The 26,555-nt window shown below is 70.6% G+C and carries 24 protein-coding genes; 17 read left to right on the forward strand and 7 right to left on the reverse strand.

What is annotated here, in order from left to right:
- Window positions 1-85 precede the first annotated feature (85 nt).
- Window positions 86-736 (reverse strand): pirin family protein, encoded by a 651-nt coding sequence (locus tag ICC28_RS01785; protein WP_188286813.1) that lies wholly within the window; start codon window positions 734-736, stop codon window positions 86-88.
- A 63-nt stretch (window positions 737-799) separates the two neighbouring features.
- Between ICC28_RS01785 and fasR the strand changes: the two genes are divergently transcribed.
- The 5 genes from fasR to fabF all read left to right on the forward strand — a co-directional run bounded on the left by fasR (window position 800) and on the right by fabF (window position 5,708).
- Window positions 800-2,005, forward strand: coding sequence for a fatty acid biosynthesis transcriptional regulator FasR (fasR, locus tag ICC28_RS01790; protein ID WP_188286554.1), 1,206 nt, complete (start codon window positions 800-802; stop codon window positions 2,003-2,005).
- A gap of 89 nt (window positions 2,006-2,094) precedes the next feature.
- On the forward strand, window positions 2,095-3,009 hold the full coding sequence (locus tag ICC28_RS01795; RefSeq protein WP_188286814.1) for an ACP S-malonyltransferase: 915 nt from the start codon (window positions 2,095-2,097) through the stop codon (window positions 3,007-3,009).
- A 16-nt stretch (window positions 3,010-3,025) separates the two neighbouring features.
- Complete coding sequence (locus ICC28_RS01800) at window positions 3,026-4,027, forward strand: ketoacyl-ACP synthase III (protein ID WP_188286555.1); 1,002 nt, start codon at window positions 3,026-3,028, stop codon at window positions 4,025-4,027.
- Between the two features lie 74 nt (window positions 4,028-4,101).
- Window positions 4,102-4,350 carry an acyl carrier protein gene (locus tag ICC28_RS01805; RefSeq protein ID WP_015660680.1) on the forward strand — a complete coding sequence of 83 codons (249 nt, stop codon included), beginning with the start codon at window positions 4,102-4,104 and terminating at the stop codon, window positions 4,348-4,350.
- A gap of 86 nt (window positions 4,351-4,436) precedes the next feature.
- Entirely contained in the window at window positions 4,437-5,708 is a 1,272-nt protein-coding gene (gene fabF, locus ICC28_RS01810) for a beta-ketoacyl-ACP synthase II (RefSeq protein ID WP_188286556.1), read from the forward strand.
- A 66-nt stretch (window positions 5,709-5,774) separates the two neighbouring features.
- On the opposite strand, the gene ICC28_RS01815 is transcribed toward fabF, so the two are convergent.
- The gene (locus ICC28_RS01815; protein WP_037704450.1) at window positions 5,775-6,269 is read right to left on the reverse strand and encodes a DUF3145 domain-containing protein; all 495 of its coding nucleotides are present in this window, start codon (window positions 6,267-6,269) and stop codon (window positions 5,775-5,777) included.
- Window positions 6,270-6,526: 257 nt separating this feature from the next.
- Here ICC28_RS01815 and ICC28_RS01820 point away from each other — a divergent pair, with 257 nt between their 5' ends.
- The 3 genes from ICC28_RS01820 to ICC28_RS01830 all read left to right on the forward strand — a co-directional run bounded on the left by ICC28_RS01820 (window position 6,527) and on the right by ICC28_RS01830 (window position 9,949).
- On the forward strand, window positions 6,527-7,426 hold the full coding sequence (locus ICC28_RS01820; RefSeq protein WP_188286557.1) for an SGNH/GDSL hydrolase family protein: 900 nt from the start codon (window positions 6,527-6,529) through the stop codon (window positions 7,424-7,426).
- A 46-nt stretch (window positions 7,427-7,472) separates the two neighbouring features.
- Window positions 7,473-8,441 (forward strand): aldose epimerase family protein, encoded by a 969-nt coding sequence (locus ICC28_RS01825; protein ID WP_188286558.1) that lies wholly within the window; start codon window positions 7,473-7,475, stop codon window positions 8,439-8,441.
- A gap of 266 nt (window positions 8,442-8,707) precedes the next feature.
- Window positions 8,708-9,949, forward strand: a complete 1,242-nt coding sequence (locus ICC28_RS01830; protein WP_188286559.1) for a pyroglutamyl peptidase — start codon at window positions 8,708-8,710, stop codon at window positions 9,947-9,949.
- Here the strand turns inward: ICC28_RS01830 and ICC28_RS01835 are convergent.
- Together ICC28_RS01835 and ICC28_RS01840 are read right to left on the reverse strand one after the other, a co-directional pair.
- Window positions 9,939-10,751 (reverse strand): EI24 domain-containing protein, encoded by an 813-nt coding sequence (locus ICC28_RS01835; protein ID WP_188286560.1) that lies wholly within the window; start codon window positions 10,749-10,751, stop codon window positions 9,939-9,941. The two genes, ICC28_RS01830 and ICC28_RS01835, sit on opposite strands and share 11 nt — an antisense overlap.
- 256 nt (window positions 10,752-11,007) lie before the next feature.
- Window positions 11,008-11,871, reverse strand: a complete 864-nt coding sequence (locus tag ICC28_RS01840) for a hypothetical protein (protein ID WP_188286561.1) — start codon at window positions 11,869-11,871, stop codon at window positions 11,008-11,010.
- Between the two features lie 170 nt (window positions 11,872-12,041).
- On the opposite strand from ICC28_RS01840, the gene ICC28_RS01845 reads away from it, so the two are divergent.
- The gene (locus ICC28_RS01845; protein WP_188286562.1) at window positions 12,042-14,591 is read left to right on the forward strand and encodes a M14 family zinc carboxypeptidase; all 2,550 of its coding nucleotides are present in this window, start codon (window positions 12,042-12,044) and stop codon (window positions 14,589-14,591) included.
- A 15-nt stretch (window positions 14,592-14,606) separates the two neighbouring features.
- The gene (locus tag ICC28_RS01850) at window positions 14,607-15,776 is read left to right on the forward strand and encodes a serine hydrolase domain-containing protein (RefSeq protein WP_188286563.1); all 1,170 of its coding nucleotides are present in this window, start codon (window positions 14,607-14,609) and stop codon (window positions 15,774-15,776) included.
- Between the two features lie 124 nt (window positions 15,777-15,900).
- On the opposite strand, the gene ICC28_RS01855 is transcribed toward ICC28_RS01850, so the two are convergent.
- Window positions 15,901-16,320 carry an organic hydroperoxide resistance protein gene (locus ICC28_RS01855; protein ID WP_188286564.1) on the reverse strand — a complete coding sequence of 140 codons (420 nt, stop codon included), beginning with the start codon at window positions 16,318-16,320 and terminating at the stop codon, window positions 15,901-15,903.
- A gap of 104 nt (window positions 16,321-16,424) precedes the next feature.
- Complete coding sequence (locus tag ICC28_RS01860) at window positions 16,425-17,435, reverse strand: NADP-dependent oxidoreductase (RefSeq protein WP_188286565.1); 1,011 nt, start codon at window positions 17,433-17,435, stop codon at window positions 16,425-16,427.
- A gap of 105 nt (window positions 17,436-17,540) precedes the next feature.
- Here ICC28_RS01860 and ICC28_RS01865 point away from each other — a divergent pair, with 105 nt between their 5' ends.
- Window positions 17,541-17,975: a MarR family winged helix-turn-helix transcriptional regulator gene (locus ICC28_RS01865; RefSeq protein ID WP_188286566.1), complete on the forward strand. Its 435-nt coding sequence runs from the start codon at window positions 17,541-17,543 to the stop codon at window positions 17,973-17,975.
- Window positions 17,976-18,117: 142 nt separating this feature from the next.
- Here the strand turns inward: ICC28_RS01865 and ICC28_RS01870 are convergent, their stop codons facing one another.
- Window positions 18,118-18,903 (reverse strand): hypothetical protein, encoded by a 786-nt coding sequence (locus ICC28_RS01870; RefSeq protein WP_188286567.1) that lies wholly within the window; start codon window positions 18,901-18,903, stop codon window positions 18,118-18,120.
- 277 nt (window positions 18,904-19,180) lie between these two features.
- Here ICC28_RS01870 and ICC28_RS01875 point away from each other — a divergent pair, with 277 nt between their 5' ends.
- From ICC28_RS01875 to mmsB, 6 genes are all read left to right on the forward strand, one after another.
- Window positions 19,181-20,344 (forward strand): mandelate racemase/muconate lactonizing enzyme family protein, encoded by a 1,164-nt coding sequence (locus ICC28_RS01875; protein WP_188286568.1) that lies wholly within the window; start codon window positions 19,181-19,183, stop codon window positions 20,342-20,344.
- Window positions 20,341-21,345 carry a zinc-dependent alcohol dehydrogenase gene (locus tag ICC28_RS01880; protein WP_188286569.1) on the forward strand — a complete coding sequence of 335 codons (1,005 nt, stop codon included), beginning with the start codon at window positions 20,341-20,343 and terminating at the stop codon, window positions 21,343-21,345. Before ICC28_RS01875 ends, ICC28_RS01880 begins: the two co-directional genes overlap by 4 nt.
- Before the next feature lie 133 nt (window positions 21,346-21,478).
- The gene (locus ICC28_RS01885; RefSeq protein WP_188286570.1) at window positions 21,479-22,441 is read left to right on the forward strand and encodes a hypothetical protein; all 963 of its coding nucleotides are present in this window, start codon (window positions 21,479-21,481) and stop codon (window positions 22,439-22,441) included.
- Window positions 22,442-22,583: 142 nt separating this feature from the next.
- A complete protein-coding gene (gene chvE / locus ICC28_RS01890; protein ID WP_188286571.1) occupies window positions 22,584-23,696 on the forward strand; it encodes a multiple monosaccharide ABC transporter substrate-binding protein in 1,113 nt (370 codons plus the stop codon).
- 39 nt (window positions 23,697-23,735) lie between these two features.
- On the forward strand, window positions 23,736-25,286 hold the full coding sequence (gene mmsA / locus ICC28_RS01895; protein ID WP_188286572.1) for a multiple monosaccharide ABC transporter ATP-binding protein: 1,551 nt from the start codon (window positions 23,736-23,738) through the stop codon (window positions 25,284-25,286).
- On the forward strand, window positions 25,283-26,527 hold the full coding sequence (mmsB, locus tag ICC28_RS01900; protein ID WP_188286573.1) for a multiple monosaccharide ABC transporter permease: 1,245 nt from the start codon (window positions 25,283-25,285) through the stop codon (window positions 26,525-26,527). Before mmsA ends, mmsB begins: the two co-directional genes overlap by 4 nt.
- The last annotated feature ends 28 nt before the right edge of the window (window positions 26,528-26,555 follow it).

Here is a 26,555-nt window from a genome sequence, read left to right on the forward strand (position 1 = left end):
CCCCCGCCCACCCGCAGACAAACCACAGCAGGCAGCACCCCAAGGGGCGCGGGGAACTGCGCGATCAACCCCCACCCACCCGCGGCTAAGTCATCTCCCACAGCAGCAGTTCCGTCTCGGTGGAGGCCACTGCCTCCAGGTCCCCGGGGTGGGTGAGGCGGGCCGCGTCGCCGGGGCCCAGGTGCTCGGCACCGAGGGTCAGCTCGCCGCGTACGACGTGGACGTACACGTACCGCCCGTCCGGCAACGCCGTTCGCTCGCCCGCGGCCAGCCGCCGTACGTGCAGCAGCGCGCCCGCCTCCGGGATGGCGTACGGGGTGGAGTCCGCGATGCCGTGGACGATCTCGTAGGCGGGGTCGCCGCCGGGGGTCAGCGGGGCCAGCCAGGTCTGGACGAAGGTGAGGGGGACGGTCGCGTCGTTGCGTTCGACGTGACGGACGCCCGCCGCCGAGCTGAGGCGCTGGACGTCACCGGGGCGGACGACCGTTTCGTGGCCGGTGGAGTCGCGGTGGGTCAGTTCGCCCTCGACCACCCAGGTCACGATCTCCGTGTGGCTGTGCGGATGTTCGTCGAAGCCGGCGCCGGGGGCGAGACGCTCCTCGTTGCAGGCGATCATCGCGCCGAAGCGGAGGTTGTCGGGGTCGTAGTGGGGGCCGAAGGAAAAGGCGTGCCGGGTCTCGATGCCCGCCGCCGCGTCGCCCCCCGGGTAGCGCTCGTCGGCGCGCCGTACATCCATCACGGATCCCACCGTAGACCCCGACGGCACACGCTCCCGTCCGGATAAGGCAGTCTTGTCCCCGTGCCCGAACCCGAAACCGGCAATGCCGAAGCCCCAGCGCATGACCTCCACCCGCACTCCGCGACCCTGAAGCGGCTGGAGAAGTCCTCCGGCAGCCTCGCCGCGCAGGCCATCGCGCGGATGGACGAGACGCTGCCGTGGTACCGGGCCATGCCCCCGGAGAACCGTTCCTGGATCGGCCTCGTCGCCCAGGCCGGTATCGCCGCCTTCACCGAGTGGTTCCGGCACCCGGACGCCCCGCAGGCCATCTCCACCGACGTCTTCGGCACCGCTCCGCGCGAGCTGACCCGGGCCATCACGCTGCGGCAGACCGTCGAGATGGTGCGGACCACCATCGAGGTCATGGAGTCCGCCATCGACGAGGTGGCGGCCCCCGGCGACGAGTCCGTGCTGCGCGAGGCCCTGCTCGTCTACGCCCGCGAGATCGCCTTCGCCACCGCCCAGGTCTACGCCCAGGCCGCCGAGGCACGCGGTGCCTGGGACGCGCGGCTCGAGTCGCTGGTGGTGAACGCCGTGCTCAGCGGGGAGGCCGACGAGGGGGCCGTCAGCCGGGCCGCCGCGCTCGGCTGGAACTCCCCCGAGCACGTGTGCGTGGTGCTCGGGACCGCGCCGAACGGTGACTCCGAGTTGACCGTCGAGGCCATCCGGCGGGCCGCCCGGCACGCCAAGCTCCAGGTGCTCACCGGTGTCCTCGGGGACCGGCTCGTCGTGATCGCGGGCGGCAGCGACAACCCGCTGGCGGTGGCCAAGTCGCTGATCGGGCCCTACGCCGCCGGGCCCGTCGTGGCCGGTCCGATCGTGCCGGACCTGCTCGCCGCCACCCGCTCCGCACAGGCCGCCGCGGCCGGTCTGAAGGCGTGTTCTGCCTGGCAGGACGCCCCCCGGCCGGTGCTGGCGGACGATCTGCTTCCGGAGCGCGCGATCGCGGGTGACCCCAGCGCGCGCGAGCAGTTGGTGGAGGAGATCTACAGACCGCTGGAGGAGGCCGGCTCCGCGCTCCTGGAGACGCTGTCGGTCTATCTCGAACAGGCGAGCAGTCTGGAGGGCGCGGCCCGGATGCTCTTCGTGCATCCCAACACCGTGCGCTACCGGCTCCGACGTGTGACTGACGTCACCGGCTGGTCGCCGTCCGATGTACGCTCCGCGTTCACGCTCCGGATCGCGCTGATCCTGGGGCGTCTGGTCGACGGCGATCCCCAGCCGTAGGGTTTTGTCGGGGGCCCACAAAACCCCCTCGTGTTCTTCGTCCCTGTCCCCACGGGCGGCCGTGGCCGTCCCCAAGAGAGAGTGTGAGAGTGCTCGTACTCGTCGCTCCCGGCCAGGGCGCCCAGACGCCCGGCTTCCTGACTCCCTGGCTCGACCTGCCCGGTGCCGCGGACCGCGTCGCCGCGTGGTCGGACGCCATCGGACTGGACCTCGCCCACTGCGGCACCAAGGCCGACGCGGACGAGATCCGCGACACCTCGGTGGCGCAGCCGCTGCTGGTCGCCGCCGGGATCCTCTCGGCCGCGGCACTCGGTGACGTGGCACCCGGTGCCGTCGCGGGACACAGCGTCGGTGAGATCACCGCCGCCGCCTTCGCGGGCGTCCTCGACGACACCGCCGCGCTGACCCTCGTACGCAAGCGGGGTCTGGCGATGGCCGAGGCCGCCGCGATCACCGAGACCGGTATGTCGGCGCTGCTCGGCGGCGACCCGGAGACCTCCGTGGCGCACCTGGAGAAGCTCGGTCTGACCCCGGCCAACATCAACGGCGCCGGTCAGATCGTCGCCGCGGGCACGCTGGAGCAGCTCGCCGCGCTGAACGAGGACAAGCCCGAGGGCGTGCGCAAGGTCGTCCCGCTGAAGGTCGCGGGCGCCTTCCACACGCACCACATGGGTCCCGCCGTCGAGAGGCTGGCCGAGGCCGCCGAGTCGATCGCGCCCGCCGACCCCACGGTCACCTACGTCTCCAACAAGGACGGCAAGGCCGTGGCCACCGGCACCGAGGTGCTCGACCGGCTGGTCGGCCAGGTCGCCAACCCGGTCCGCTGGGACCTGTGCATGGAGACCTTCAAGGAACTCGGCGTCACCGCGCTGCTGGAGGTGTGCCCCGGCGGCACGCTGACCGGCCTCGCCAAGCGTGCGCTGCCCGGCGTGAAGACGCTGGCCCTGAAGACACCCGACGACCTCGACGCGGCTCGCGAGCTCATCGCCGAGCACACCGCCTGACAAGGAGCCCTGGAGCATGGCGAAGCTGAAGCCCAGCAAGGGCGCCCCGTACGCGCGCATCCTCGGCGTCGGCGGCTACCGTCCGACCCGGGTGGTGCCCAACGAGGTGATCCTGGAGACGATCGACTCGTCCGACGAATGGATCCGCTCGCGCTCCGGCATCGAGACCCGGCACTGGGCGAACGACGAGGAGACCGTCGCCGCGATGTCGATCGAGGCGTCCGGCAAGGCGATCGCCGACGCCGGGATCTCCGCCGAGCAGATCGGCGGTGTGATCGTCTCGACGGTCTCGCACTTCAAGCAGACGCCTGCCGTGGCCACCGAGATCGCCGACAAGCTCGGCACGGCCAAGGCCGCCGCCTTCGACATCTCGGCCGGCTGCGCGGGCTTCGGCTACGGCCTCACCCTCGCCAAGGGCATGATCGTCGAGGGCAGCGCGGAGTACGTCCTCGTCATCGGCGTGGAGCGGCTCAGCGACCTGACCGACCTGGAGGACCGGGCGACGGCCTTCCTGTTCGGCGACGGCGCCGGCGCGGTCGTGGTCGGACCGTCCCAGGAACCCGCGATCGGCCCGACCGTGTGGGGTTCCGAGGGCGACAAGTCCGAGACCATCAAGCAGACCGTGCCGTGGACGGACTACCGCGAGGGCGCGGTCGACAAGTTCCCTGCGATCACGCAGGAGGGCCAGGCGGTGTTCCGCTGGGCCGTGTTCGAGATGGCGAAGGTCGCCCAGCAGGCGCTGGACGCGGCCGGGATCACCCCGGACGACCTGGACGTCTTCATTCCCCACCAGGCCAACGAGCGGATCATCGACTCGATGGTGAAGACGCTGAAACTGCCGGAGCACGTCACGGTCGCCCGCGATGTGCGCACCACCGGCAACACATCGGCCGCCTCGATTCCGCTCGCGATGGAGCGGCTTCTGGCGACCGGCGAGGCGAAGAGCGGCGACACCGCGCTCGTCATCGGCTTCGGGGCGGGTCTCGTTTACGCCGCCACGGTCGTTACCCTCCCCTAGGCACTCCGTGCCGGATCCCCGGATCCGACGCGGGACAGCCAAACCCTCTGGATTACTACGAAGGAGCGCCTGACATGGCCGCCACTCAGGAAGAGATCGTCGCCGGTCTCGCCGACATCGTGAACGAGATCGCCGGCATCCCGGTCGAGGACGTCCAGCTGGACAAGTCCTTCACCGACGACCTGGACGTCGACTCCCTGTCCATGGTCGAGGTCGTCGTCGCCGCCGAAGAGCGCTTCGACGTCAAGATCCCGGACGAGGACGTGAAGAACCTCAAGACGGTCGGCGACGCGACCGACTACATCCTCAAGCACCAGGCCTGAGTTCCCGCTTAGGCCGGATGTGCCCGGCCCCGCCACCCGGCGGTGGCGCCGCTGAATCCTCGTATCCCGTTGGAGAAAGAATTCCCGTGAGCTCGACCAATCGCACCGTGGTCGTCACCGGTATCGGCGCAACCACACCGCTGGGTGGCGACGCGGCCTCTACCTGGGAGGGCCTCGTCGCCGGACGTTCCGGCGTCAAGCCCCTGGAGCAGGAATGGGCCGCCGAACAGGCGGTCCGCATCGCCGCGCCGGTCGCCGTGGAGCCGACCGAGGTGATCCCGCGCCCGCAGGCCCGCCGGCTGGACCGCTCGGCGCAGTTCGCGCTGATCGCGGCTCAGGAGGCGTGGAAGGACGCCGGCTTCGAGGCGAAGGCCGGGGAGGACCCGAGCGTCGACCCGGACCGGCTCGGTGCGGTCATCGCCTCCGGCATCGGTGGCGTGACGACCCTGCTGGACCAGTACGACGTGCTGAAGGAGAAGGGCGTCCGCCGCGTCTCCCCGCACACCGTTCCGATGCTGATGCCGAACAGCCCCTCCGCGAACGTGGGTCTGGCCGTGGGCGCCCGTGCGGGTGTGCACACGCCGGTCTCCGCCTGCGCGTCGGGCGCCGAGGCCATCGGCTACGCCATCGAGATGATCCGTACCGGCCGCGCCGACATCGTCGTCGCCGGTGGCACGGAGGCGGCGATCCACCCGCTGCCCATCGCCGCGTTCGGCAACATGATGGCGATGTCCAAGAACAACGACGACCCGCAGGGCGCGTCCCGCCCGTACGACCAGGGCCGTGACGGCTTCGTCCTGGGCGAGGGCGCCGGCGTGATCGTCCTGGAGTCCGCCGAGCACGCCGCCAAGCGCGGTGCGCGGGTGTACGCCGAGGCGGTCGGCCAGGGCATCTCCGCCGACAGCCACGACATCGTGCAGCCGGAGCCGGAGGGCCGCGGCATCGCGCACGCCCTGCAGAACCTGCTGGACCGCACCGACCTGAACCCGGCGGAGATCGTGCACGTGAACGCGCACGCGACCTCCACGCCGGCCGGTGACATCGCCGAGCTGAAGGCGCTGCGGAAGGTGTTCGGCGACGACACCGACCACATGGCGGTGTCCGCGACCAAGTCCATGACCGGGCATCTGCTCGGTGGCGCCGGTGGTGTCGAGACGGTCGCGACCGTGCTCGCGCTGTACCACCGGGTGGCGCCGCCGACCATCAACGTCGAGAACATCGACCCGGAGGCCGAGGCCAACGCCGACGTCGTCCGCGGCGAGGCGCGCAAGCTGCCCGTCGAGGGACGGATCGCGGCGCTGAACGACTCGTTCGGGTTCGGTGGGCACAACGTGGTTCTGGCATTCCGTACGGTCTGAGAAGCGTCTGTACGTACGTGAAGGGGCCCCCACCTCGATGGTGGGGGCCCCTTCGCGCGTCCGTCGTCAGACCACCTGGTGCAGCCAGCGGACCGGGGCTCCCTCGCCCGCGTACCGGAACGGCTCCAGTTCGTCGTCCCAGGGCTTGCCGAGGAGCTTGGCGATCTCGGCCTCCAGGTCGGTCTCGCCGCGCTGGGAGCGGGTCAGGGCGGCGCGCAGGCGGTCCTCGGGGATGAGGATGTCGCCGTGGATGCCGGTGACGGCGTGGAAGATGCCGAGGTCGGGGGTGCAGCTGTAGCGCTCGCCCTCGGCGGTGGCGCAGGGCTCGGCGGTCACCTCGAAGCGCAGCAGGTGCCAGCCGCGCAGGGCGGAGGCGAGTTTGGAGGCCGTACCGGCCTGGCCCTGCCAGGAGAACTCCGAGCGCCAGGTGCCGGGGGCGGCGGGCTGCCGGATCCAGTCGAGGTTGACGCGTGTGCCGAGCACCCCGGCGACGGCCCACTCGACGTGCGGGCACAGCGCGCGCGGCGCGGAGTGCACGTACAGAACTCCACGTGTCGTCACCGGGACCTCCGGGCAGAGCGGGACATCTTGCGAACTGGCGGACGGCCGTGGCGGGGCAGCCACGTTGATGGCGAGGCTACCGTGCGGCGGCGCAAGGAGTGTGACGTACCGTCGGTCCCAGTGCCGTGAAACGCCCGCCATTCACCCGGCAGGACGCCTGTACGGGTGGGAAGCGTTGCATCGTGCGCGGTCGGGAACTCCCGCACGTTGTCATGGAAGGGGGAGTTCTGTCCGGCGACCGAGGGGATCAGCTGCGGATGCGGAAGCCAAGCCATCGCTCGACGGCCGTTGTCGCTGCCCTGTCCGCGGCCGTCCTGGGCGTCGCCGGCTGTGATGCCACCGGCGGCAACGCGCCGGGGCCCGGCGGGACGGGCGCCATGAGTGCGAAGCCGTCGCCGAGCCCGACTCCGGTGTGGAACAGCAGCCCGGGGTCCCTGGCGGCCGTGGGCGACTCGATCACGCGCGGCTTCGACGCCTGCTCGGTGCTGGAGGACTGCCCCGAGGTGTCGTGGGCGACGGGCAGCAGCAAGGAGGTGGACAGTCTCGCCGTACGGCTGCTGGGCGAGGCGAGGGCCGGGCAGCGGAGCTGGAACTACGCGGTGACCGGGGCGCGGATGGCGGACCTGCCCGGTCAGATGGCGCAGGCGGTGACGCGGAAGCCGGAGCTGGTGGCGGTGATGGCGGGGGCGAACGACGCCTGCCGGGCCTCCACCTCGACGATGACGCCGGTGGCGGACTTCCGCGCCCAGTTCGAGGACGCTATGAGCACGCTGCGCGAGGCGCTGCCCAAGGCGCAGGTGTACGTGGCGAGCGTGCCGAACCTGAAGCGGCTGTGGTCGGAGGGGCGGACCAATCCGCTGGGCAAGCAGGTGTGGAAGCTGGGCATCTGCCCGTCGATGCTCGGTGACCCGGACGCCCTGGACGCGGCGGCGACGCTGCGCCGGGACACGGTGCAGAAGCGGGTGGAGGACTACAACAAGGCCCTGGAGGAGGTCTGCGCCAAGGACAAGCGGTGCCGGTTCGACGGCGGCGCGGTCTACGAGTTCCGGTTCGGCACGGACCACCTCAGCCGCTGGGACTGGTTCCATCCGAGCGTGGACGGGCAGGCGCGGCTGGCGGAGATCGCCTACCGGACGGTGACCGCGAAGACGGGGTGACCGGGCCGCGGGCGGGTGACTTAGGGTTTCGCCCATGGTTTCGCACATGAACGAACTCTTCGGAACACTTTCCGACGGCACCCCGGTGCACCGCTGGACCCTGGAGCGGGCGGGCGTGCGGGTGCGGGTCCTGACGTACGGCGGGATCGTTCAGTCGGTGGAGGTCCCGGACCGCGAGGGCGTCGCCGGGAACGTGGTGCTGGGGTTCGCGGAACTGACCGGCTACCTCGCGCATCCGGGGCCGTACCTCGGCGCCCTGGTCGGCCGGTTCGCCAACCGGATCGCCGGTGGCCGCTTCCCGCTGGACGGCCGGACGTACGCGCTCGCGCGGAACAACGGCCCCAACTGTCTGCACGGCGGCGAGCGCGGCTTCGACAAGCGCGTGTGGGACGCGGAGCCGGTCGAGCACGGGGTGCGCCTGTCCCGGGTGGCCCCGCACGGCGAGGAGGGCTTCCCGGGCCGTCTGGAGGTCTCGGCGACGTACACACTGGACGCGTCCGGCGCGCTGCGGATCGCCTACGAGGCGGTGACCGACGCGCCGACCGTGGTGAACCTGACCAACCACAGCTACTTCAACCTCGCGGGCTCGGGGCACGCGGGCGGGCACGAACTGCGGCTGGACGCCTCGCGGTACACCCCGGTCGACGCGGATCTGATCCCGACCGGTGTCGAGTCCGTCCACGGAACGGATGTCGACTTCCGGGCGGCGCGCAAGGTCGGATCGGGGTACGACCACAACTTCGCGCTCGACAAGGGCGTGACCGAGGCGCCGGTCGAGGTCGCCGAGCTGTACGACCCGTCGACCGGGCGGGTGCTGACGGTGGCGACCACCGAACCGGGCCTCCAGCTGTACACCGCCGACCACTTGGAGGAGCCGTTCGCGCCCGGCGAGGGCATCGCCCTGGAGACCCAGCACTTCCCCGACTCCCCCAACCGGCCGGACTTCCCGAGCACGGTCCTGCGGCGGGGCGGGGTCTTCCGCTCGCAGACCGTGTACGGCTTCACCACCCGCTGACCAGCAAGCCCCGGTCCAGGGGTCAGGTCCCGGACCGGGGCTGTCCATGGGGAACGCGTCCCGGCCCAGACGGTAACCGCCCCGGTGAACCCGCGACCGGCGATCGGCCGACTTGCCTGAACCCCGTACGAACCCTTCACAAACGGCCATGAGCGCCTCCTCTTGGCCCGGGGCCCGGCCGGCGGGCACGCGGCCACGGAGGTTCCGGTGCCCCGAAGCGGGGTATCACCACGCTTCTCCCCCGCAACGGAAGGACCGGAACTCCCTTGAACCTCATACGTGTTCGGATCGGCGTGCTCGGACTCGCGCTGGCGGCGGGACTGGCGTCCCCCACGGCCGCGACCGCCGACGAGGCGGCCCCCTCGCCCACCGTCGAGGAGCAGCGCCTGGACCGGGCGGTCCCCCAGGAGATCCTGAAGCGATCCGGATTCGACACCGTGACACCGCGGTTCGTGCGCGCGCTCGGCTCGGCGCAGTCCTACGCGCAGGCCCGCGCCGTCGTCGTACGCGAAGGGTCCGCGCTGTGGCGGCGGGCCGTGGAGCGGGCGCAGGGGCGGGGGCCCGCGGGCGGGGAGCTGAGCCGGGACGACGACCGGCCGCTGTACTGGGCGCGGCTGGGGATGACGCGGGAGGTGCGGACCTGGGAGCCGGGGTTCGGTCTGACCGAGGGGCAGCGGTCGGCGCTCATCGGCGCGTTGGAGCGGACCTCGCGCGGGCAGAGCGCCGTCCGCTATCCGCACGGGAAGGGCGTGAAGCGGATCCTGCTCACCGGGTTCGATCCGTTCACGCTCGACCGGGACGTGCGGATCTCCAACCCGTCCGGGGCCACCGCGCTCGCGCTCGACGGCACGGTGATCGAGACCGCGGACGGTCCGGCGCGGATCGAGACCGTCGTGTTCCCGGTGCGCTGGCAGGACTTCACCGACGGCACGGTGGAGCGGACGCTGCGGCCGCACCTGCCCCACGTGGACCTGCTGACCACGGTGAGCCAGGGCCGGGTCGGGCGGTTCGACATCGAGCGGACCAACGGGGCCTGGCGGGGCGGCTTCCCGGACAACGACAACATCGGCAGGACCGGGACCGTCCCGGTCGGCGACCCGGCCTCGCAGCCGCAGTGGACGACGACGACCCTGCCGTACGAGGAGATCGTGGCGGCGGGCGGCGGGCGGTTCCCGGTGTACGACAACACGAGTGTGACCGAGATTCCGGCGGGCGGCACCGAGCCCGTCGTACGGCCCGAGGGGCCCACGCCGGGGTCGGCCGCGCGGGCCGGGGGCGGTGGGGACTACCTCTCCAACGAGGTCGCCTACCGGGCGACGCTGCTGCGGGACCGGCTCGGGCTGCACGACGTGCTGCCGGCCGGGCATGTGCACACGCCCGTGCTCCAGTTCGGGGCCGGGAACACCACCGAGGTCTCCGACCCCGAGTTCGTGCGCAACCGGCTGGACATCGTCGCCCAGGTGCGGGCGATTCTGACGGTCGCGGGCGGCGGCCCGGTCACCGGGTGATGTGGTCGGTCTTCTTCGCGCCGTCCTCGGCGTTTTCCTCGGCGTTTTCCTCGGCGTTTTCCTCGTCGAGCATGGCGCGGGTCATGAGGGTGGCGCCCGCGACCGCGCCCGGCATGAGGAACACCGCGACGAACGGGACCAGGAAGGCCACGGCGAGGGGGGCGCCGAAGCCCCAGGCGAGGGGCTTGCGGGAGCGCAGGAGGGTGAGGCGGTCGCGGAGTTCGACGCCGCGGCGCTGCATCGCCACCGCGGTCAGCTCCTCGGCGAGGAAGAAGCCGGTGACGAGGAAGCCGAGGACCGGGACGACCGTCTGGCCGACGACCGGGATGAAGCCGAGGCCGAAGAGCAGCACGCCCCACAGCCCGGCGCGGACCAGGATGCGGAGGCTGTCGCGGGCCGAGATCCACAGGTCCCGCCAGAGCGGCAGGTCGGACTCGGGGGCCGTGCCGTCCGGCGAGACGTCACGGTCGACCTTCTCGGAGAGGCTCTCGTAGAAGGGCTGGCCGATCAGGAGTGTGACCGCGGTGAAGGTGAGGACGGCCAGGAGCAGCGCGAGCGCGAACAGCACGACGGTGAGGAAGCCGCGGAAGAGGCCGGCCCAGGGGTTCGACCAGTCGTCGGCGAAGGGGGTGGCCCAGGCCACGAAGTCCTCGCCCCACAGGGCCAGGGCGACGAGCGCCGCGACATAGAGGACGAGTGTGATCAGGCCCGGGACAAGTCCGAAGCCGTACTGCTTGCCGTGCCGGGCCACCCACCGCTGGCCCTTCAGTAGGTACTGGAACCCCACCCCGAGATCGCGCATGGCGGAAACCCTATCGGGCTTGCGTGATCACTCCGCTCGGGCCCGCACGGTTGCCTCGGTCGGGCCCGGGGGGATCGCCTCGATCGGGCCTGCGCGATCACCCCGATCGGGCCCGGGGGCGCCTCGGTTGGGCCCGCGCGATCACCCCGGTCGGGCCCGGGTGGTCACCCCGACCGACCTGAGTGGTCACCCCGACGCCCCGGTGGTCACCCCGACCCGCCCCGCACGATCACCCCGGTCACCCCGGTCACCCCGGTCACCCCGGTGCCACCGTCACCACCACGCCCGGCTCCGCCGCGGGTGACACCGCCGCCTGTACCCGTACGGCTGCCGCGCGGGCGACGCGGCCGGTGCGGGAGGCCGTGGCCAGGAGGAGGGGTTGGAGGCGTTCCAGGCCGGAGACCAGCAGCTCCTCCCCGGCGACGAGCGCCGGGCGGGCCGCCTTCGTGGTGGCCGCGGCCGCCTCCGTGAGGTCGGCCAGCGGGGGCAGCGTGGCGCGTACGACGTTGGCGCCGGCGACGGCCGCGCGCTCGGCCAGGGCCACCTGGAGCGGCATCAGCGGGGCGAGCGCGGCCGTCAGCGCGTCGGCGATGCGCCGGAGTTCGGGGGTGCCCTCGCGCAGCACCTCGGCCGCCGAGCGCAGGAACGGGGTGAGGGCGAGCAGCACGCCCGCGACGAGCCCGGCACCGGCCGGCAGCAGCGGGGACGTCGCCTCGACCAGCTCGCCGAGGGCCGTGGCGAACTCCTCCACCGCCGGTTCCACCGCGTCCAGCACCGGCAGCAGACTGTCGCCGAGGGCCGTCAGCAGGGCCTGGGCCGGCTCGCTGACCGGGTGCACGGCGAGCGGGGCGCCGCTGGTGCCGAGGCGGGTGAGCGTGTCGACGATGCGGTAGAAGGCCTCCTGGGCCTGCGGGGAGGCGCTGGCCTCGGCGAGTTCGGCCGTGGTCTGGCGCAGGACACGCAGCACCTCCGCGCCCGAACCGTCCCTGGGGTCGAAGGTGTTGATGGCGATTCTGGTGAGGTTTCCGGCCGTGTCCAGCAGCTGGCCGGTGATGTCCGTCGTGTTGCGTGCCATGCGCAGTACGTCGTCCCTGCTGGGCAGCGGAGGGATCGTTGCCATGGGCTCTCCACCCTTGTCCGTCGGGCACCCGGTGGACTCAGGATGCCCTCTCCCGGCCCCCGGAGGTACGCCATCCGGGGCATCGGTGACACGAACTCCCTCTTGTTGCAGTTGAGTCGAACAGGTACACCTCGCCGTACCGATCTCAGGAAGCCCCGGAGGAGGTACGCGTGCGCACCACAAGGACCGTTCCCGCGAGACCCGTTCCGTTCGTCGCCCTCACCTTCGTCCTCACCCTCGCCACGGCGGGGTCCCTGTTCCTCGCCCCGCAACCGGCCGGCGCGGATCCGCAGCCGCCGACCCGGGAGCGCGCGGCACCCGGCGACCGCGCCGCCCGCGCGCCGGAGAGCGCCGCCCGGCGGGCCCTGACCGCCGACGCCACCCTGTCCGACGCCGTCCGCGGCTACCCGCGCGAGCAGACGCTCGCCCCCGACCCGGAGAACCCCGCCGACAAGTCGATCAAGCTGGGGCTCACCCCGTACCACGCGATCGCCCCGAAGCTGAACCGACTCCAGAAGCTCGGCGACCGGGTGAGCGTGGAGGTCGCGGGCCGGTCGGCCGGCGGGCACCGCCTCTTCCTCGTCACCGTCACCGCGCCGGAGACCGACCGCCAGGCGCGCGACCAGGAACGGATGCGCGCGCTCATCGAGAACGCGCCCGCGAAGGCCGCCAAGTCACCTCACATAAAGAAGAGTTACAAGACACCCGTCTTCTTCAACAACAACATCCACGGCAACGAGTGGGAGGGCACCGACGCCTCCCTGGAGCTGATCGAGCGGCTCGCCACCGCGAACGACGCGAGGACGAAGAGCCTGCTGGCCCGCAGCCGCCTGTACTTCAACATCACCGCCAACCCGGACGGCCGGATCGCCGGCACCCGCGCCAACGCCAACGGCTTCGACATGAACCGGGACTTCGTCACCGCCTCGCAGCCCGAGGTGAGGGTGATGCGGCAGATCATGGCCGACAAGCAGCCCGCGGTCATGCTCGACCTGCACGGGTACGTCAACGGCACCCTCATCGAGCCCACCACTCCCCCGCACGGGGAGAACTACGAGTACGACCTGTTCCTGAAGAACACCTACGCCAACGCCCTCGGCATGGAGGCCGCCGTCAACGGCCTCGGCTACACGCCGGCGAAGGACGGCGTCGAGCCCGTGCAGATCCCGTTCCGCGACCAGGAGGAGGGCTGGGACGACTGGCCGCCGATCTTCACCCCGCAGTACGCGGCCTTCCACGGCACGGTCGCCGCGCACACCGTGGAGATCCCGCTGCGGGTGAACAACGCGGCCTACGACACCCTGCCCGTCGCCGAGCTGCGGCGCCGGGCGGCGGTCAACACGGACGTGGCCGGTGCCGCGTTGCGCGCCACCCTCGACTTCGTGGCGGAGCGCGGGAGTTCGCTGGTCGCCGACCAGATCGAGGTGTTCCGGCGCGGGGCCGCGGGCGCGGCACAGGTGCCGGTGTCGGCGGAGACCGTGCCGGGGGTGCCGGGCATCGGCCCCGAGGACGTCTACACCACCACCTTCCCGCGCGCCTACGTCATCACAGGCGGTACTACTGCCGCGGCCCGCCTCGTCGACCATCTGATCGCCAACGACGTCCGCGTCAGCCGCGCGGGCCACGCCTTCCGGCTGGGCGGGAGGACGTACCCGAAGGGCAGTTACGTCGTCGACATGCGCCAGGCCAAGCGCGGGATGGCGAACGTGCTGCTGGCCGACGGGCGGGACATCAGCGACAGGGTGTCGGTGATGTACGACATCTCGGGCTGGAGCCTGGGGCGGCTGTGGGGCGCCACGGTGGAGTCCGTGCCGCGCGGCAGCCTGGCCGGGCTGCCGCTGCGCCGGGTCTCCGAGGCCGCGCCCGCCGGTTACGTCGCCCCGCGCGGCGACCTGCGGCTGCGGCTGACCGACCCGAACGAGGTGGCCGCCCTCAACTCGCTGCTGGCCAAGGGAGTTGCGGTTCGGCGGGCCGCGGACGGCAGTGCGCTCGTGCCGGGTTCGGCGCGGGCCGCGGCGGCGGTCGCGGCACGGACGTACGACGTCGCCTTCGACGCGACCCGGCTCACCGGTGGCAGCGAGCTGCGCCGGGTGCGGGTGGCGGCGGCGGTGACGCCGGGCGAACTGTTCGCGCTGCGGGAGATGAACTTCGACGTCACTCCGGTGTCCACGGCGGTGTTGAACGCGGGCTTCGACTGGTCGACGGCGGATGTGCTGTTCGTGTCGGCGGGACTGCGGTACGAGGGCCTGTCCCCGGCCGCGCGGACCGCGCTGGACGCCTTCCTCGGCGAGCGCGGTCTCGTCGGGCGGGGGGCCGCGGGCGCGTCGGTGAGCTCGGCGGCCGGGCTGCTGGCGGCCAAGGCCGTCGAGGGCAACGGGGACGCCAACGGCGTGGTCCGGGTGGTCAACGTGGGCGGTGCCGTCACCGGCGGCGCCCCGGACCACTCCTTCGTCTACGCGCCGGTGTGGTTCACCGACCTGGGTCCCGGGGTGCGGGTGGAGCAGTCGTACGCGACCGGCAACCCGCTCGTCTCCGGGCACTGGCGGCCCGCGCGGGACGGTTCGGGCGGACCGGCTGACGCGGCGGGACAGGCCTCCGTGGTCAGCGGCGCGCACGCGGTGCTGTTCGGCACCGAGCCGCTTTTCAGAGATCATCCGAAGGGAGAATTCGCCCAGGTGGCACGGGCGTTGTTCACCATGGCACACGCGCACAGCGGTTAGTAACGAGGAGAGCGGATGACGACGCTGGAGATCCACGGCACCGTCGCGGACGGGTTCGAGGCGGTACGTGAGGAGTTCGCCGCCTTCGTGGCGCAGGAACGGCCCGACTACGAAGGCCAGTTGTGCGCGTACGTGCACGGGCGCAGGGTCGTCGACCTGTGGGCGGGGGACGGCGCCGACGCGGAGTCGCTGTACGGCGTGTTCTCGTCGACCAAGGGCGCCGCCCACCTCGTCGTCGCCCTGCTGGTCCAGGACGGCACCCTGGAGCTGGACCGCAGGGTGACGTACTACTGGCCGGAGTTCGGGGCCGAGGGCAAGGGCGCGCTGACCCTGCGCGACCTGCTCGCGCACCGGGCCGGTCTGGTGGGGCTGGACGCCGGGTTCTCCGCGGAGGAGCTGGCCGACGACCGGCTGATCGCCGAACGGCTCGCGGACCAGCGGCCGTTCTGGCGGCCGGGCACGGCGTTCGGCTACCACGCGCTGGTCATCGGCGCGCTCACGGGCGAGGTGGTGCGCCGGGCCACCGGCCGCACCCTCCAGGAGGTCTACGAGGATCGGATTCGCGCCCCGTACAGCCTGGACTTCTTCCTGGGGCTGCCCGAGGCGCTGGAGCCGCGGTTCCGTTCGGTGCTGCCGATGGTGCCGACGCCGAAGCAGCAGGCGCTGCTGGACGCGAACCCGACCGGCCCGCACACGCTCTCCTCGATCGCGTTCAACACGCATGTGCCGAACCCGGGTGAGCTGGTGGACCACGCCAACTCCCGTCTGGTGCGGGCCAAGGGTCCGGCGTCGGCGGGCGGGGTGGCCGCCGCGCGCGGGCTCGCCGGGATGTATGCGGCGGCGATCAGTGACGTGGCGGACCGGCCGCCGCTGCTGAAGCCGGACACGATCGCCGAGTTCGGGCAGATCCACTCGGTCGGCTACGACCTGGTGGCGCGGGCGCACAAGGCGTTCGGGCTCGGCTTCCAGGCGACGGCGGACGTCTGGTACCCGTTCCTGGGCGCCGGCACCATCGGCCACAGCGGCGCGGGCGGCTCGCAGGCCTTCGCCGACCCGCGCAGCGGACTGGCGTACGGGTACACCCGGCGGCGGTGTGCGTTCCCTGGCGGGGCGGCGCCGGAGAACGTGGGGTTGGTGCGGGCGGTTCATGGGGCGGCGCTGGCCTTTGCCGGGTCCGCCCAGTAGCTCGGGGGATCGGTTATGGCGCGGGTGCGGGTTGGTGGGGGCTTGTCCCGCAGTTCCCCGCGCCCCTAAAGGCGGGTGGGCCGCACCCCTGTTCATCGGGGGTGCGGCCCTTGTCGTACTGCGCTCAGGCCAACGTGACCGTGATGTTGCCCCTGGTGGCCTTCGAGTACGGGCAGACCTCATGGGCCTTCTTGAGCAGGGTGCGGGCCGATTCCGCGTCGAGGTTCGGGATCGTTGCCGAGATCTCGACGATGAGGCCGAAACCGTCGTCGTTCTTGCCGATGCCGACCTTCGCGGTGACGGTCGAGCCGGTGATGTCGGCGTTCTCCTGGCGGGCCACGACGCCGAGGGCGCCCTGGAAGCAGGCGCTGTAGCCGGCGGCGAAGAGCTGCTCCGGGTTGGTGCCGGTGCCGCTGCCGCCCAGTTCCACGGGCGGGTTGACGACGACGTCGAGCTTGCCGTCGTCGGTGGCCACGCGGCCGTCGCGGCCGTTCTCGGCGGTGGCGACGGCGGTGTACAGGACGTCGGACTGTTGAATGGGCATGCGGTTGTCTTCCTCCTCGGTCCGCCGTGACTCGCGCCCACGATCGACGGCGGATTTCGGAAAGAAGTTACCGCATGCCGGAAATCCCAGAAAGTCCGTAGCGCTCAGAGCTTGACGATCATCTTGCCGGTGTTGTCGCCGCGCAGGACGCCGAGGAACGCCTCCAGGTTGTTCTCGATGCCCTCGACGACCGTCTCGCGGTACTTCAGCTCCCCCGAGGCGACCCAGGGGCCGACCTCCTGGACGAACTGCGACTGGAGGTCGTAGTGGTCGCCGACCAGGAAGCCCTCGATACGGCCGCGGGTCTGGATGAGGCGGGCGAGGTTCCGCGGGCCGGGGGCGGGCTCGGTGTTGTTGTAGACGGAGATCATTCCGCAGACCGCGATACGGCCGCCGCGGTTGAGGCGGCCGATGGCGGCCTCCAGGTGGTCGCCGCCGACGTTGTCGAAGTACACGTCGATGCCGTCGGGGGCGGCCTCCTTCAGCTGCCGGCTCACCGGGCCGTTCTTGTAGTTGAAGGCCGCGTCGAAGCCGTACTCCTCGACGAGGAGCTTGACCTTGTCGTCGGAGCCGGCCGAGCCGATGACCCGGGAGGCGCCCTTGAGCCGGGCGATCTGGCCGACCTGGCTGCCCACGGCACCGGCCGCGCCGGAGACGAAGACCGCGTCGCCCTCCTGGAAGGCGGCGGTGCGCAGGAGGCCGGCGTAGGCGGTGAGGCCGGTCATGCCGAGGACGCCGAGGTACGTGGAGAGGGGGGCGGCGTCCGGGTCGACCTTGACGGCGGTCTTCGCGTCGACCGCGGCGTACTCGCGCCAGCCGAGGAAGTGCAGGACGTGGTCGCCGGGGTTCAGGCCCTCGGCGTTGGAGGCGATGACCTCGCCGACCGCGCCGCCCTGCATGACCTTGCCGAGTTCGAAGGGGGCGACGTAGGACTTCGCGTCGCTCATACGGCCGCGCATGTACGGGTCGACGGAGAGGTACTTGTTCCGGACCAGGACCTGACCCTCGCCCGGGGTCGGGGCCTCGGCCTCCACCAGGGCGAAGTCCTCGGGCTTCGGCCAGCCGACGGGACGGCTGAGCAGGTGCCACTCGCGGTTGGTCGTGGGGGATGCCATCAGGGGTCCTTCCGGTTCTTCGTTTACTTCAGGTTACTTCAGTACCTGAAACAACCATGCTCCTGAATATTTCAGGTTGTCAAGTAATGGCGGTAGAATGGGGGCATGTCCACTCCCCAGAAGCCCCGGCCCGACGAGCTGACGATGGAGGTCGTCGATCTCATCGGGTCGGTGGTGGCGCGGTATCACGAGGAGTACGAGGAGGCCGCGGGCGAGCATGCGTTGACCGGGGCGCAGGCGCGGTTGCTCGGGTTGTTGTCGCTGGAGCCGTTGCCGATGCGGAAGCTGGCGCAGCGGTTGAAGTGCGAGCCGTCGAACGTGACCGGGATCGTGGATCGGCTGGAGGCGCGGGGGCTGGTGGAGCGGCGGCCGGATCCTGCGGATCGGCGAGTGAAGGTCGCGGCGGCTACGGAGGAGGGGCGGCGGGTGGCTCGGGGGTTGCGGGAGTCGCTGCGGTTTGCCCGGGAGCCGTTGGCCGGGCTGTCGGAGACGGAGCGGTTGGCTTTGCGGGATTTGCTGCGGCGGATGCTGTCCGCGTAGGCGGGGCACGGCCCTTTTTTCGCCCCCGCCGCCCCTACCCGTCCCGTCCCTGGGGGCTGCCGCCCCCAGACCCCCGCTTCGGCCTGAACGGCCTCGTCCTCAAACGCCGGACGGGCTGAGTAGCGCCACCCTGCGCGAGCCCCTACGTGCACCACCACAAGAAGCGGTTGCAGGTTTCCGAGGGGGTCGGGTCCGGGGTCGGGGGGTCCGTGGTGGGGTCGTCGTCCGTGGGATCCGGGGTGGGAGGTGCCGGGGTCGGGGCCGGGGCGGCAGTCGTGTCCGGGGTCGTTCCGTCGGCCTCGGAGGCCTGGGCCTCCTGGGTCGGCGTTTCGCTCGGGTCCTTGGACTTCTTGTCCTTCGGAGACTTCGACGCCGAGGGGGACGTCGAGGCATCCGGGAACTTGGCGTCCTTCGTCGGGGGTGTCGCCGCGGTCACGGGCTCCGTCGACTCGTCGCCCGTCTCCTCCGTTCCCGCGCCGTTCGCCGAGGACTTGCCCGCGGCCGCCGGGGGCGTGGAGGAGCCAGGCACGGCGTCCATGCCGAGTTCGGCCAGGCTGAGGCCGCCGGCCGCCAGGATGAAGCCCGCCGTGATCAGCAGGGCGCGGCGACGCCTGCGCCGGTGTGCGGCGGCCTTGCGATCGCGACGGCTGAGACCCGCCGCCGAGTCAGCCGGATCAACCTGATTGGCCGGATCAGCCGGTTCCGAGGCCTGTTCGACGTCGTCGTGGGTGTGGTCCTCCACCCCGCGTCTCCGCCTCCGCGCCGCCCTGCCCTCCGTGGGCGCGATCTCCGGCGCCTCCGGCGCGGCCGCCTCCTCGCCGCCCTCGAGCGGGGGCTCGTACGCGCGGAGTTCTTCGATCGCGGCGCCGCAGCCCGGGCAGGCGAGGGCGCCATTGAGGTGCCGTCGGCACGGGTGGCAGTAGTCCATGACGCGGGAAGACTAGGTTCCGCACAGGTGGCGTTCATAGACACGGCCGTGAAAGTTTTGTGTAGAACTATCTGTTCCCGCCCGCCGAGTCGAGGCGTACGCCCCGTAGCCGCCCATGGCACCGAAAGCCGTATCGAAAGCCCCATCGAAACTGTTATGTGTTCGACCCATTGACACTCCGCCCGCCCCCTCCTTACTGTCACGCCAGCATTTCGAACGTGTGACGAAATTTCGAACACACACTTATGAGCCGACGACGCAGCAAGGGGCAACCGCCGTGCGCATCACCGGAATCAGCACACACGTGGTCGGAACGCCGTGGCGCAACCTGACCTATGTCCAGGTGCACACCGACGAGGGGATCACGGGAGTCGGCGAGACCCGGATGCTGGGTCACACCGACGCGCTGATCGGCTATCTGCGAGAGGCCGAGACCAATCACATTCTCGGTTCCGACCCGTTCGCCGTGGAAGACCTCGTGCGCCGGATGAAGTACGGCGACTACGGCCGCGCGGGTGAGATCGTCATGTCCGGCATCGCCGTGATCGAGATGGCCTGCTGGGACATCAAGGGCAAGGCGCTGGGCGTGCCGGTCTGGCAGCTCCTCGGCGGGAAGGTGACCGACAAGGTCAAGGCCTACGCCAACGGCTGGTACACCACCGAGCGGACGCCCGAGGCGTACCACAAGGCCGCCCAGGGGGTCATGGAGCGCGGGTACAAGGCTCTCAAGATCGACCCCTTCGGGACCGGGCACTTCGAACTCGACCACGAGCAGACGCTGTACGCCGTCTCCCTCATCGAGGCCGTGCGCGACGCCATCGGCCCCGAGGCCGAGCTGATGCTGGAGATGCACGGGCGGTTCTCGCCCGCCACCGCCGTCCGGCTCGCCCACGAACTCGCCCCCTTCAAGCCGGCCTGGCTGGAGGAGCCCTGCCCGCCCGAGAACCTCAAGGCGCTGGAGAAGGTCGCCGCCAAGGTCGACATGCCGATCGCCACGGGCGAGCGGATCCACGACCGGATCGAGTTCCGCGAGCTGTTCGAGAGCCAGGCCGTCGACATCATCCAGCCGGACGTCGGCCACATCGGCGGCATCTGGGAGACGCGGAAGCTGGCCGCCACCGCGGAGACGCACTACATGCTCGTCGCCCCGCACAACGTCGGCGGCCCGGTGCTGACCGCCGCCTCCCTCCAGGTCGGCTTCACCTCCCCCAACTTCAAGATCCTTGAACACTTCAACGATTTCGCCGACGCGGAGATCAAGAAGGTCGTCAAGGGTGCGCCGCAGGTGGATCCGGAGGACGGGTGCTTCCACCTGTCCGACGCGCCCGGTCTCGGGGTCGAGCTGGACGTCGACGCCGCCGCCGAGTTCCCGCAGCAGCAGGCCCGCTTCGACCTGTGGGCCGAGGGCTGGGAACAGCGGAAGCCGAAGGGCAGCAAGTGAGCACCGCCGTCGTCGTCGAGGCGCCCGGCGAGCACCGGCTCGCCGCGCACACGCCTCGGGAGCCCGGCCCGGGCGAGGCCCTCGTACGGGTGCACGCGGTGGGCATCTGCGGCAGCGACCGCGAGGTCTACCAGGGCAACCGGCCCGAGGGGTACGTGCGTTACCCGCTCACGCCGGGCCACGAGTGGTCCGGGACCGTGCGGGCGGTCGGTGCCGGGGTGCCGGAGTCCCTCGTCGGCCGCAAGGTCGTCGGTGAGGGCTTCCGCAACTGCCAGGTGTGCGACCGCTGCCACGCCGGCGAGACCACGCTGTGCACGGCCGGGTACGAGGAGACCGGGTTCACCCAGCCGGGCGCGATGGCGACCACGCTCACCCTGCCGGCCCGGCTGCTGCACGTCCTGCCGGAGGACTGCGACCTGACCGCGGCCGCCCTGCTGGAGCCGGCCGCCTGCATCGCCGCCGCGGCGATCAAGGCGAACGCGCGGCCCGGCGAGCGGGTGGCCGTCGTGGGCACCGGGACGCTCGGCATGTTCGCGGTGCAGTTCCTGCGGGCCGGGTCGCCGGGCGAGCTGCTGGTCGTGGGCACCCGGCCGGACCGGGCGGAGCTGTCCCGGGACTTCGGCGCCACCGACTTCCGTACGAAGGACGAGGAACTCCCGGACGACTTCGACGTCGTCATCGAGACCGCCGGATCCGCGTCCGCCGCGCGCACGGCCGCCTCGCTGCTCCGGCGCGGCGGACGCCTGGTCCTTACGGGGATCCCGGCACCGGGCGCCGACGGTCTCGACCCCACCGACCTGGTCGTACGGCAGTTGGAGGTGCACACCGTCTTCGGTGCGCCGCCGGACGCCTGGGCGCACACGGTGCGGGTGTTCGCGGCCGGGCTGCTGGATCCGCTGCCGCTGGTCACGCACGAGCTGCCGCTCGACGGGTTCCCGCGCGCCATCGAGCTGGTCGGGTCCGGTGATCCCAAGGTCGGCAAGGTCCTCCTCCGGCCATAACCGCCCCCAGCCGTACTCAGTCGTACGCCGGTACGGGGGTTACCTGACGAGCTCCCGTACCGGCGTACCACCAGAGCCCCCCGCACCCTGAGCCGCGAACCTCGTCCGAAATATCGAACACGAAGGACAGCTTGTGACCGACGCTTCAGCAGCCCGGCGACCCGGCGAGCCCGCTCTCGCCGCCCTCGGCCTGGGCGCACCCGACCCCTCCCCCGCCGACGCCTCGCCCCACTCCTTCCCGGGCGGCGGCCGCTGGCGCACCGAGATCCCCTCGTGCGAGGGCCCCGAAGCGCTGGCCGTCGTCCTGAAGGAAGCCTCGCGCCTGGACGTGCCGATCCACCGGATCAGCCAGGGCAGCGGCGTGTGGATGCTCACCGACGCCGAGATCACCGAGATGGTCGAGGCCACCGGTGAACGCGACATCGAGCTCTGCCTGTTCACCGGACCGCGCGGCACCTGGGACATCGGCGGCTCGACGCGCACCGACTCGCGGGGGGCCGGACTGCGCGCCCGGGGCCACGACTCCGTCGCCGGCTGTGTCGAAGACGCCGTACGGGCCACGGAGTTGGGCGTGAAGTGCCTGCTCGTCGCCGACGAGGGCGTGCTGTGGACGCTGCACCGGGCACGGGCCGCGGGGATCATCCCGGCCGACACCACGCTCAAGGTGAGCGCGCTCATCGGCCCGGTGAACCCGGCCGCGTACGCCGTCTACGAGCAGCTCGGCGCCGACTCGATCAACGTGCCCAGCGATCTGACGCTGGATCACCTCACCGAGATCCGGCGGGTGTCGGCCGCCCCCATGGACATGTACATCGAGGCCCCCGACGACCTCGGCGGCTATGTGCGGATGTACGAGGTGGCCGAGCTGATCCGGCGCGGCGCGCCGCTCTACCTGAAGTTCGGCCTGTCGAAGACGCCCGGGATCTACCCGTACGGCCACCACTTGCGCGAACTGACCCTGTCCACGGCCAAGGAGCGGGTGCGGCGCGGCCGGCTCGCCCTCGATCTGCTGGCGCGGCACGGAGCGGACGGCGACATGGCGCCGCTCGGCACCCGACTGCCCGGCGAACTCCGTCGCTTCGGAACGCCCTCATAACGTTCCGGACAACGCCCCTTCACAGAAGTCGACGCAGCCCCACACAATCCGACACACCTGCTCTCGGTCGAACGTGGCCAGCCTCTCGCTCCACCAGCAACTCCCAAGACCGAGCCCGGCCCCAACATCAAGGATGATGATCATGCGCACTCGCCGAGCCGCACTCGCCGCCATAGCGACCGCCGCCTCCCTCGCCCTCACCCTGACCGCCTGCGGCCAGGACTCCGAGGGCGGCAGCGAGGAGAAGAAGGGCAGCACCGAGGGGGCCACCATCGGCATCGCGATGCCGACCAAGTCCTCCGAGCGGTGGATCGCCGACGGCAACAACGTCGTCAAGGACCTGGAGTCCAAGGGCTACAAGACCCGGCTGGTCTACGGCGAGGACGACCCCGACCAGCAGGTCTCGCAGATCGAGAACCTGATCACGCAGGGCGTGAAGGCCCTGATCGTCGCGGCCATCGACAACAAGTCGATGAACAACGTGCTCCAGCAGGCCAAGGACGCCGACATCCCGGTCATCTCCTACGACCGCCTGATCCTCGGCACCGAGAACGTCGACTACTACGCCTCCTTCGACAACGAGAAGGTCGGCGAGCTCCAGGGCACCTACATCGTCGAGAAGCTCGGCCTGAAGGACGGCTCCAAGAAGGGCCCCTTCAACATCGAGCTGTTCGCGGGCTCCAACGACGACAACAACACCCGCTACTTCTTCCAGGGCGCGATGAACGTCCTGCAGCCCTACATCGACAAGAAGCAGCTCGTCGTCCGCTCCGGCCAGACCAACCTCACCCAGGTCACCACCCTGCGCTGGGACGGCGGCACCGCCCAGAAGCGCATGGACGACATCCTGACCTCCTCGTACAAGCGCGAGCGGGTCGACGCGGTGCTCTCGCCGTACGACGGCATCTCCATCGGCATCCTCTCGGCGCTGAAGTCGGACGACTACGGCTCCAAGAACAAGCCGCTGCCGATCGTCACCGGCCAGGACGCCGAGGTCGCCTCGGTGAAGTCGATCATCGCCGACGAGCAGTCGATGACCGTCTACAAGGACACCCGCGAACTCGCCAAGGTGGCCTCGAACATGGTCGACGCGGTGCTCAACGACAAGAAGCCCGAGGTCAACGACGAGAAGACCTACGACAACGGCTCCAAGGTCGTCCCCGCCTACCTGCTCACGCCGGTCAGCGTCGACAAGACCAACTACAAGGAGACGGTCGTCGACTCCGGCTACATCAAGGAAAGCGACCTCAACTAACCCCCACCGCCGTCACCCTAGGGATTGGAAGGCACGACCATGGCGGGACCCGTCCTGGAAATGCGCTCGATCGTCAAGACCTTTCCCGGCGTCAAGGCGCTGTCGGACGTCACGCTGACCGTCCGCCAGGGCGAGGTCCACGCCATCTGCGGCGAGAACGGCGCCGGCAAGTCGACCCTCATGAAGGTCCTCTCCGGCGTCCACCCGCACGGCACCTACGAAGGGGAGATCCTCTTCGAGGGGGAGGTCTGCCAGTTCAAGGACATCAGGGCCAGTGAGCATCACGGCATCGTGATCATCCATCAGGAACTGGCCCTGATCCCCTACCTCTCCATCGCGGAGAACATCTTCCTCGGCAACGAGCACGCCACCCGGGGGGTCATCAGCTGGACCGAGACGCTGCGGCACGCCACCGAGCTGCTGCGGCGGGTCGGCCTCGGCGACCACCCGGACACCCGCGTGGCCGACATCGGCGTGGGCAAGCAGCAGCTGGTCGAGATCGCCAAGGCGCTGTCGAAGAAGGTGAAGCTGCTCATCCTCGACGAGCCGACCGCCGCCCTGAACGACGAGGACAGCGGCAAACTCCTGGATCTGATCCTGGAGTTGAAGAAGCAGGGCATCACCTCGATCATCATCTCGCACAAGCTGAACGAGATCCGCAAGGTCGCCGACTCGGTGACCATCCTGCGCGACGGGCGGACCATCGAGACGCTGGACGTGAAGGCCGAGGAAACGACCGAGGACCGGATCATCAGCGGGATGGTCGGCCGCGACCTGGAGCACCGCTTCCCGGAGCGGACCCCGCACCACCCGGAGGAGGGCGCGGCCCCGGCCCTGGAGATCCGCAACTGGACCGTGCACCACCCGATCGACCAGCAGCGCAAGGTCGTCGACGATGTGTCGATCGAGGTGCGGCGCGGCGAGATCGTCGGTATCGCGGGCCTGATGGGCGCCGGCCGCACCGAACTCGCGATGAGCGTCTTCGGCCGCACCTACGGCCGGTACGCGGGCGGCACGGTCCTGAAGGACGGCAAGGAGATCCGCACCAAGTCCGTTCCGGAGGCGGTCGGGCACGGCATCGCCTACGTCACCGAGGACCGCAAGCACTACGGCCTGAACCTCATCGACACCATCAACCGCAACATCTCGCTCAGCGCGCTGGGCAAGGTCGCCAAGCGGGGCGTGGTGGACGAGCACGAGGAGCGGCAGGTCGCCGAGGGCTTCCGCAAGTCCATGAACATCAAGGCCCCGACCGTCTTCGAACCGGTCGGCAAGCTCTCCGGCGGCAACCAGCAGAAGGTCGTCCTCAGCAAGTGGATCTTCGCGGGTCCCGATGTGCTGATCCTGGACGAGCCGACGCGCGGTATCGACGTCGGCGCCAAGTACGAGATCTACACCGTCATCGACCAGCTGGCCGCCGAGGGCAAGGCGGTCGTCTTCATCTCCTCCGAGCTGCCCGAGCTGCTCGGCATGTGTGACCGCATCTACACGATGGCCGCCGGGCGGCTGACCGGCGAGTTCTCCCGGGAAGAGGCCTCGCAGGAATCGCTGATGCGCCAGATGACCAAGGACAAAGAGGTATCCCGATGAGCACGGATGTGACCGCCAAGACGCCGGCCCCGGCGCCGCCCGGCAAGGGCGGTGCGGGCACCGGGGACGGACTGCTCCAGCTGGTGATCGACGGCATGCGCCGCAACATGCGCCAGTACGGCATGCTGATCGCCCTCGGTCTGATCGTGGCGCTGTTCGCCGTGTGGACCGACGGCGACCTGCTGCTGCCGCGCAACGTCTCCAACCTGGTCCTGCAGAACAGCTACATCCTGATCCTCGCGATCGGCATGATGCTCGTCATCATCGCGGGCCACATCGACCTCTCGGTCGGCTCGCTGACGGCGTTCATCGGCTCGATGGCCGCCGTGTTCATGGTGAAGAACGATCTGCCCTGGCCGGTCGCGGTCATCCTCTGTCTCGCCATGGGCGCGGTCGCGGGCGCGGTACAAGGGTTCTTCATCGCCTACGGAGGCATGCCCTCGTTCATCGTCACCCTCGCGGGCATGCTGATCTTCCGCGGTCTGACGGAGATCTTCCTGGAGGGCCAGACCCTCGGCCCGTTCCCGGAGGGCCTGCAGAAGGTGTCCAACGGCTTCATGCCCGAGGTCGGCCCGGACACCAACTACCACAATCTCACCCTGCTGCTCGGGTTCGGGCTGATCGCGTTCGTGGTCTTCCAGGAGTTCCGTGACCGGCGCCGCCAGCAGGAGTTCGCGCTGGAGGTCCCGCCGCTCAACCTCTTCCTGCTGAAGCTGGTCGCGATCGGCGCGGCGATCCTCACGGTGACGATGCTGCTCGCCAGCTACAAGGGCGCCCCGTACGTCCTGCTGGTCCTCGGTGTGCTGCTGGTCGGCTTCGGCTACGTCATGCGCAACGTGGTCATCGGCCGCCACATCTACGCCATCGGCGGCAATCTTCCCGCGGCCAAGCTGTCGGGTGTGAAGGACAAGAAGGTCACCTTCCTGGTCTTCATGAACATGGGCATGCTCGCGGCCCTGGCGGGTCTGGTCTTCGCCGCCCGCTTCAACGCGGCCTCGCCCAAGGCCGGCCTCAACTTCGAACTGGAGGCGATCGCGGCCTCGTTCATCGGCGGCGCGTCGATGAGCGGCGGTGTCGGCACCGTCCTCGGTGCGATCATCGGCGGTCTGGTCCTGGGTGTGCTGAACAACGGTATGAACCTCGTCGGCATCGGCACCGACTGGCAGCAGGTCATCAAGGGCATGGTGCTGCTGGCCGCGGTCGGGTTCGACGTGTGGAACAAGCGCAAGGTCGGTTCATAAGTCGCTCGGGCCCCGCCAGAAGGCGGGG

The organism is Streptomyces sp. TRM68416 (assembly GCF_014596915.1).
Lineage (GTDB): Bacteria > Actinomycetota > Actinomycetes > Streptomycetales > Streptomycetaceae > Streptomyces.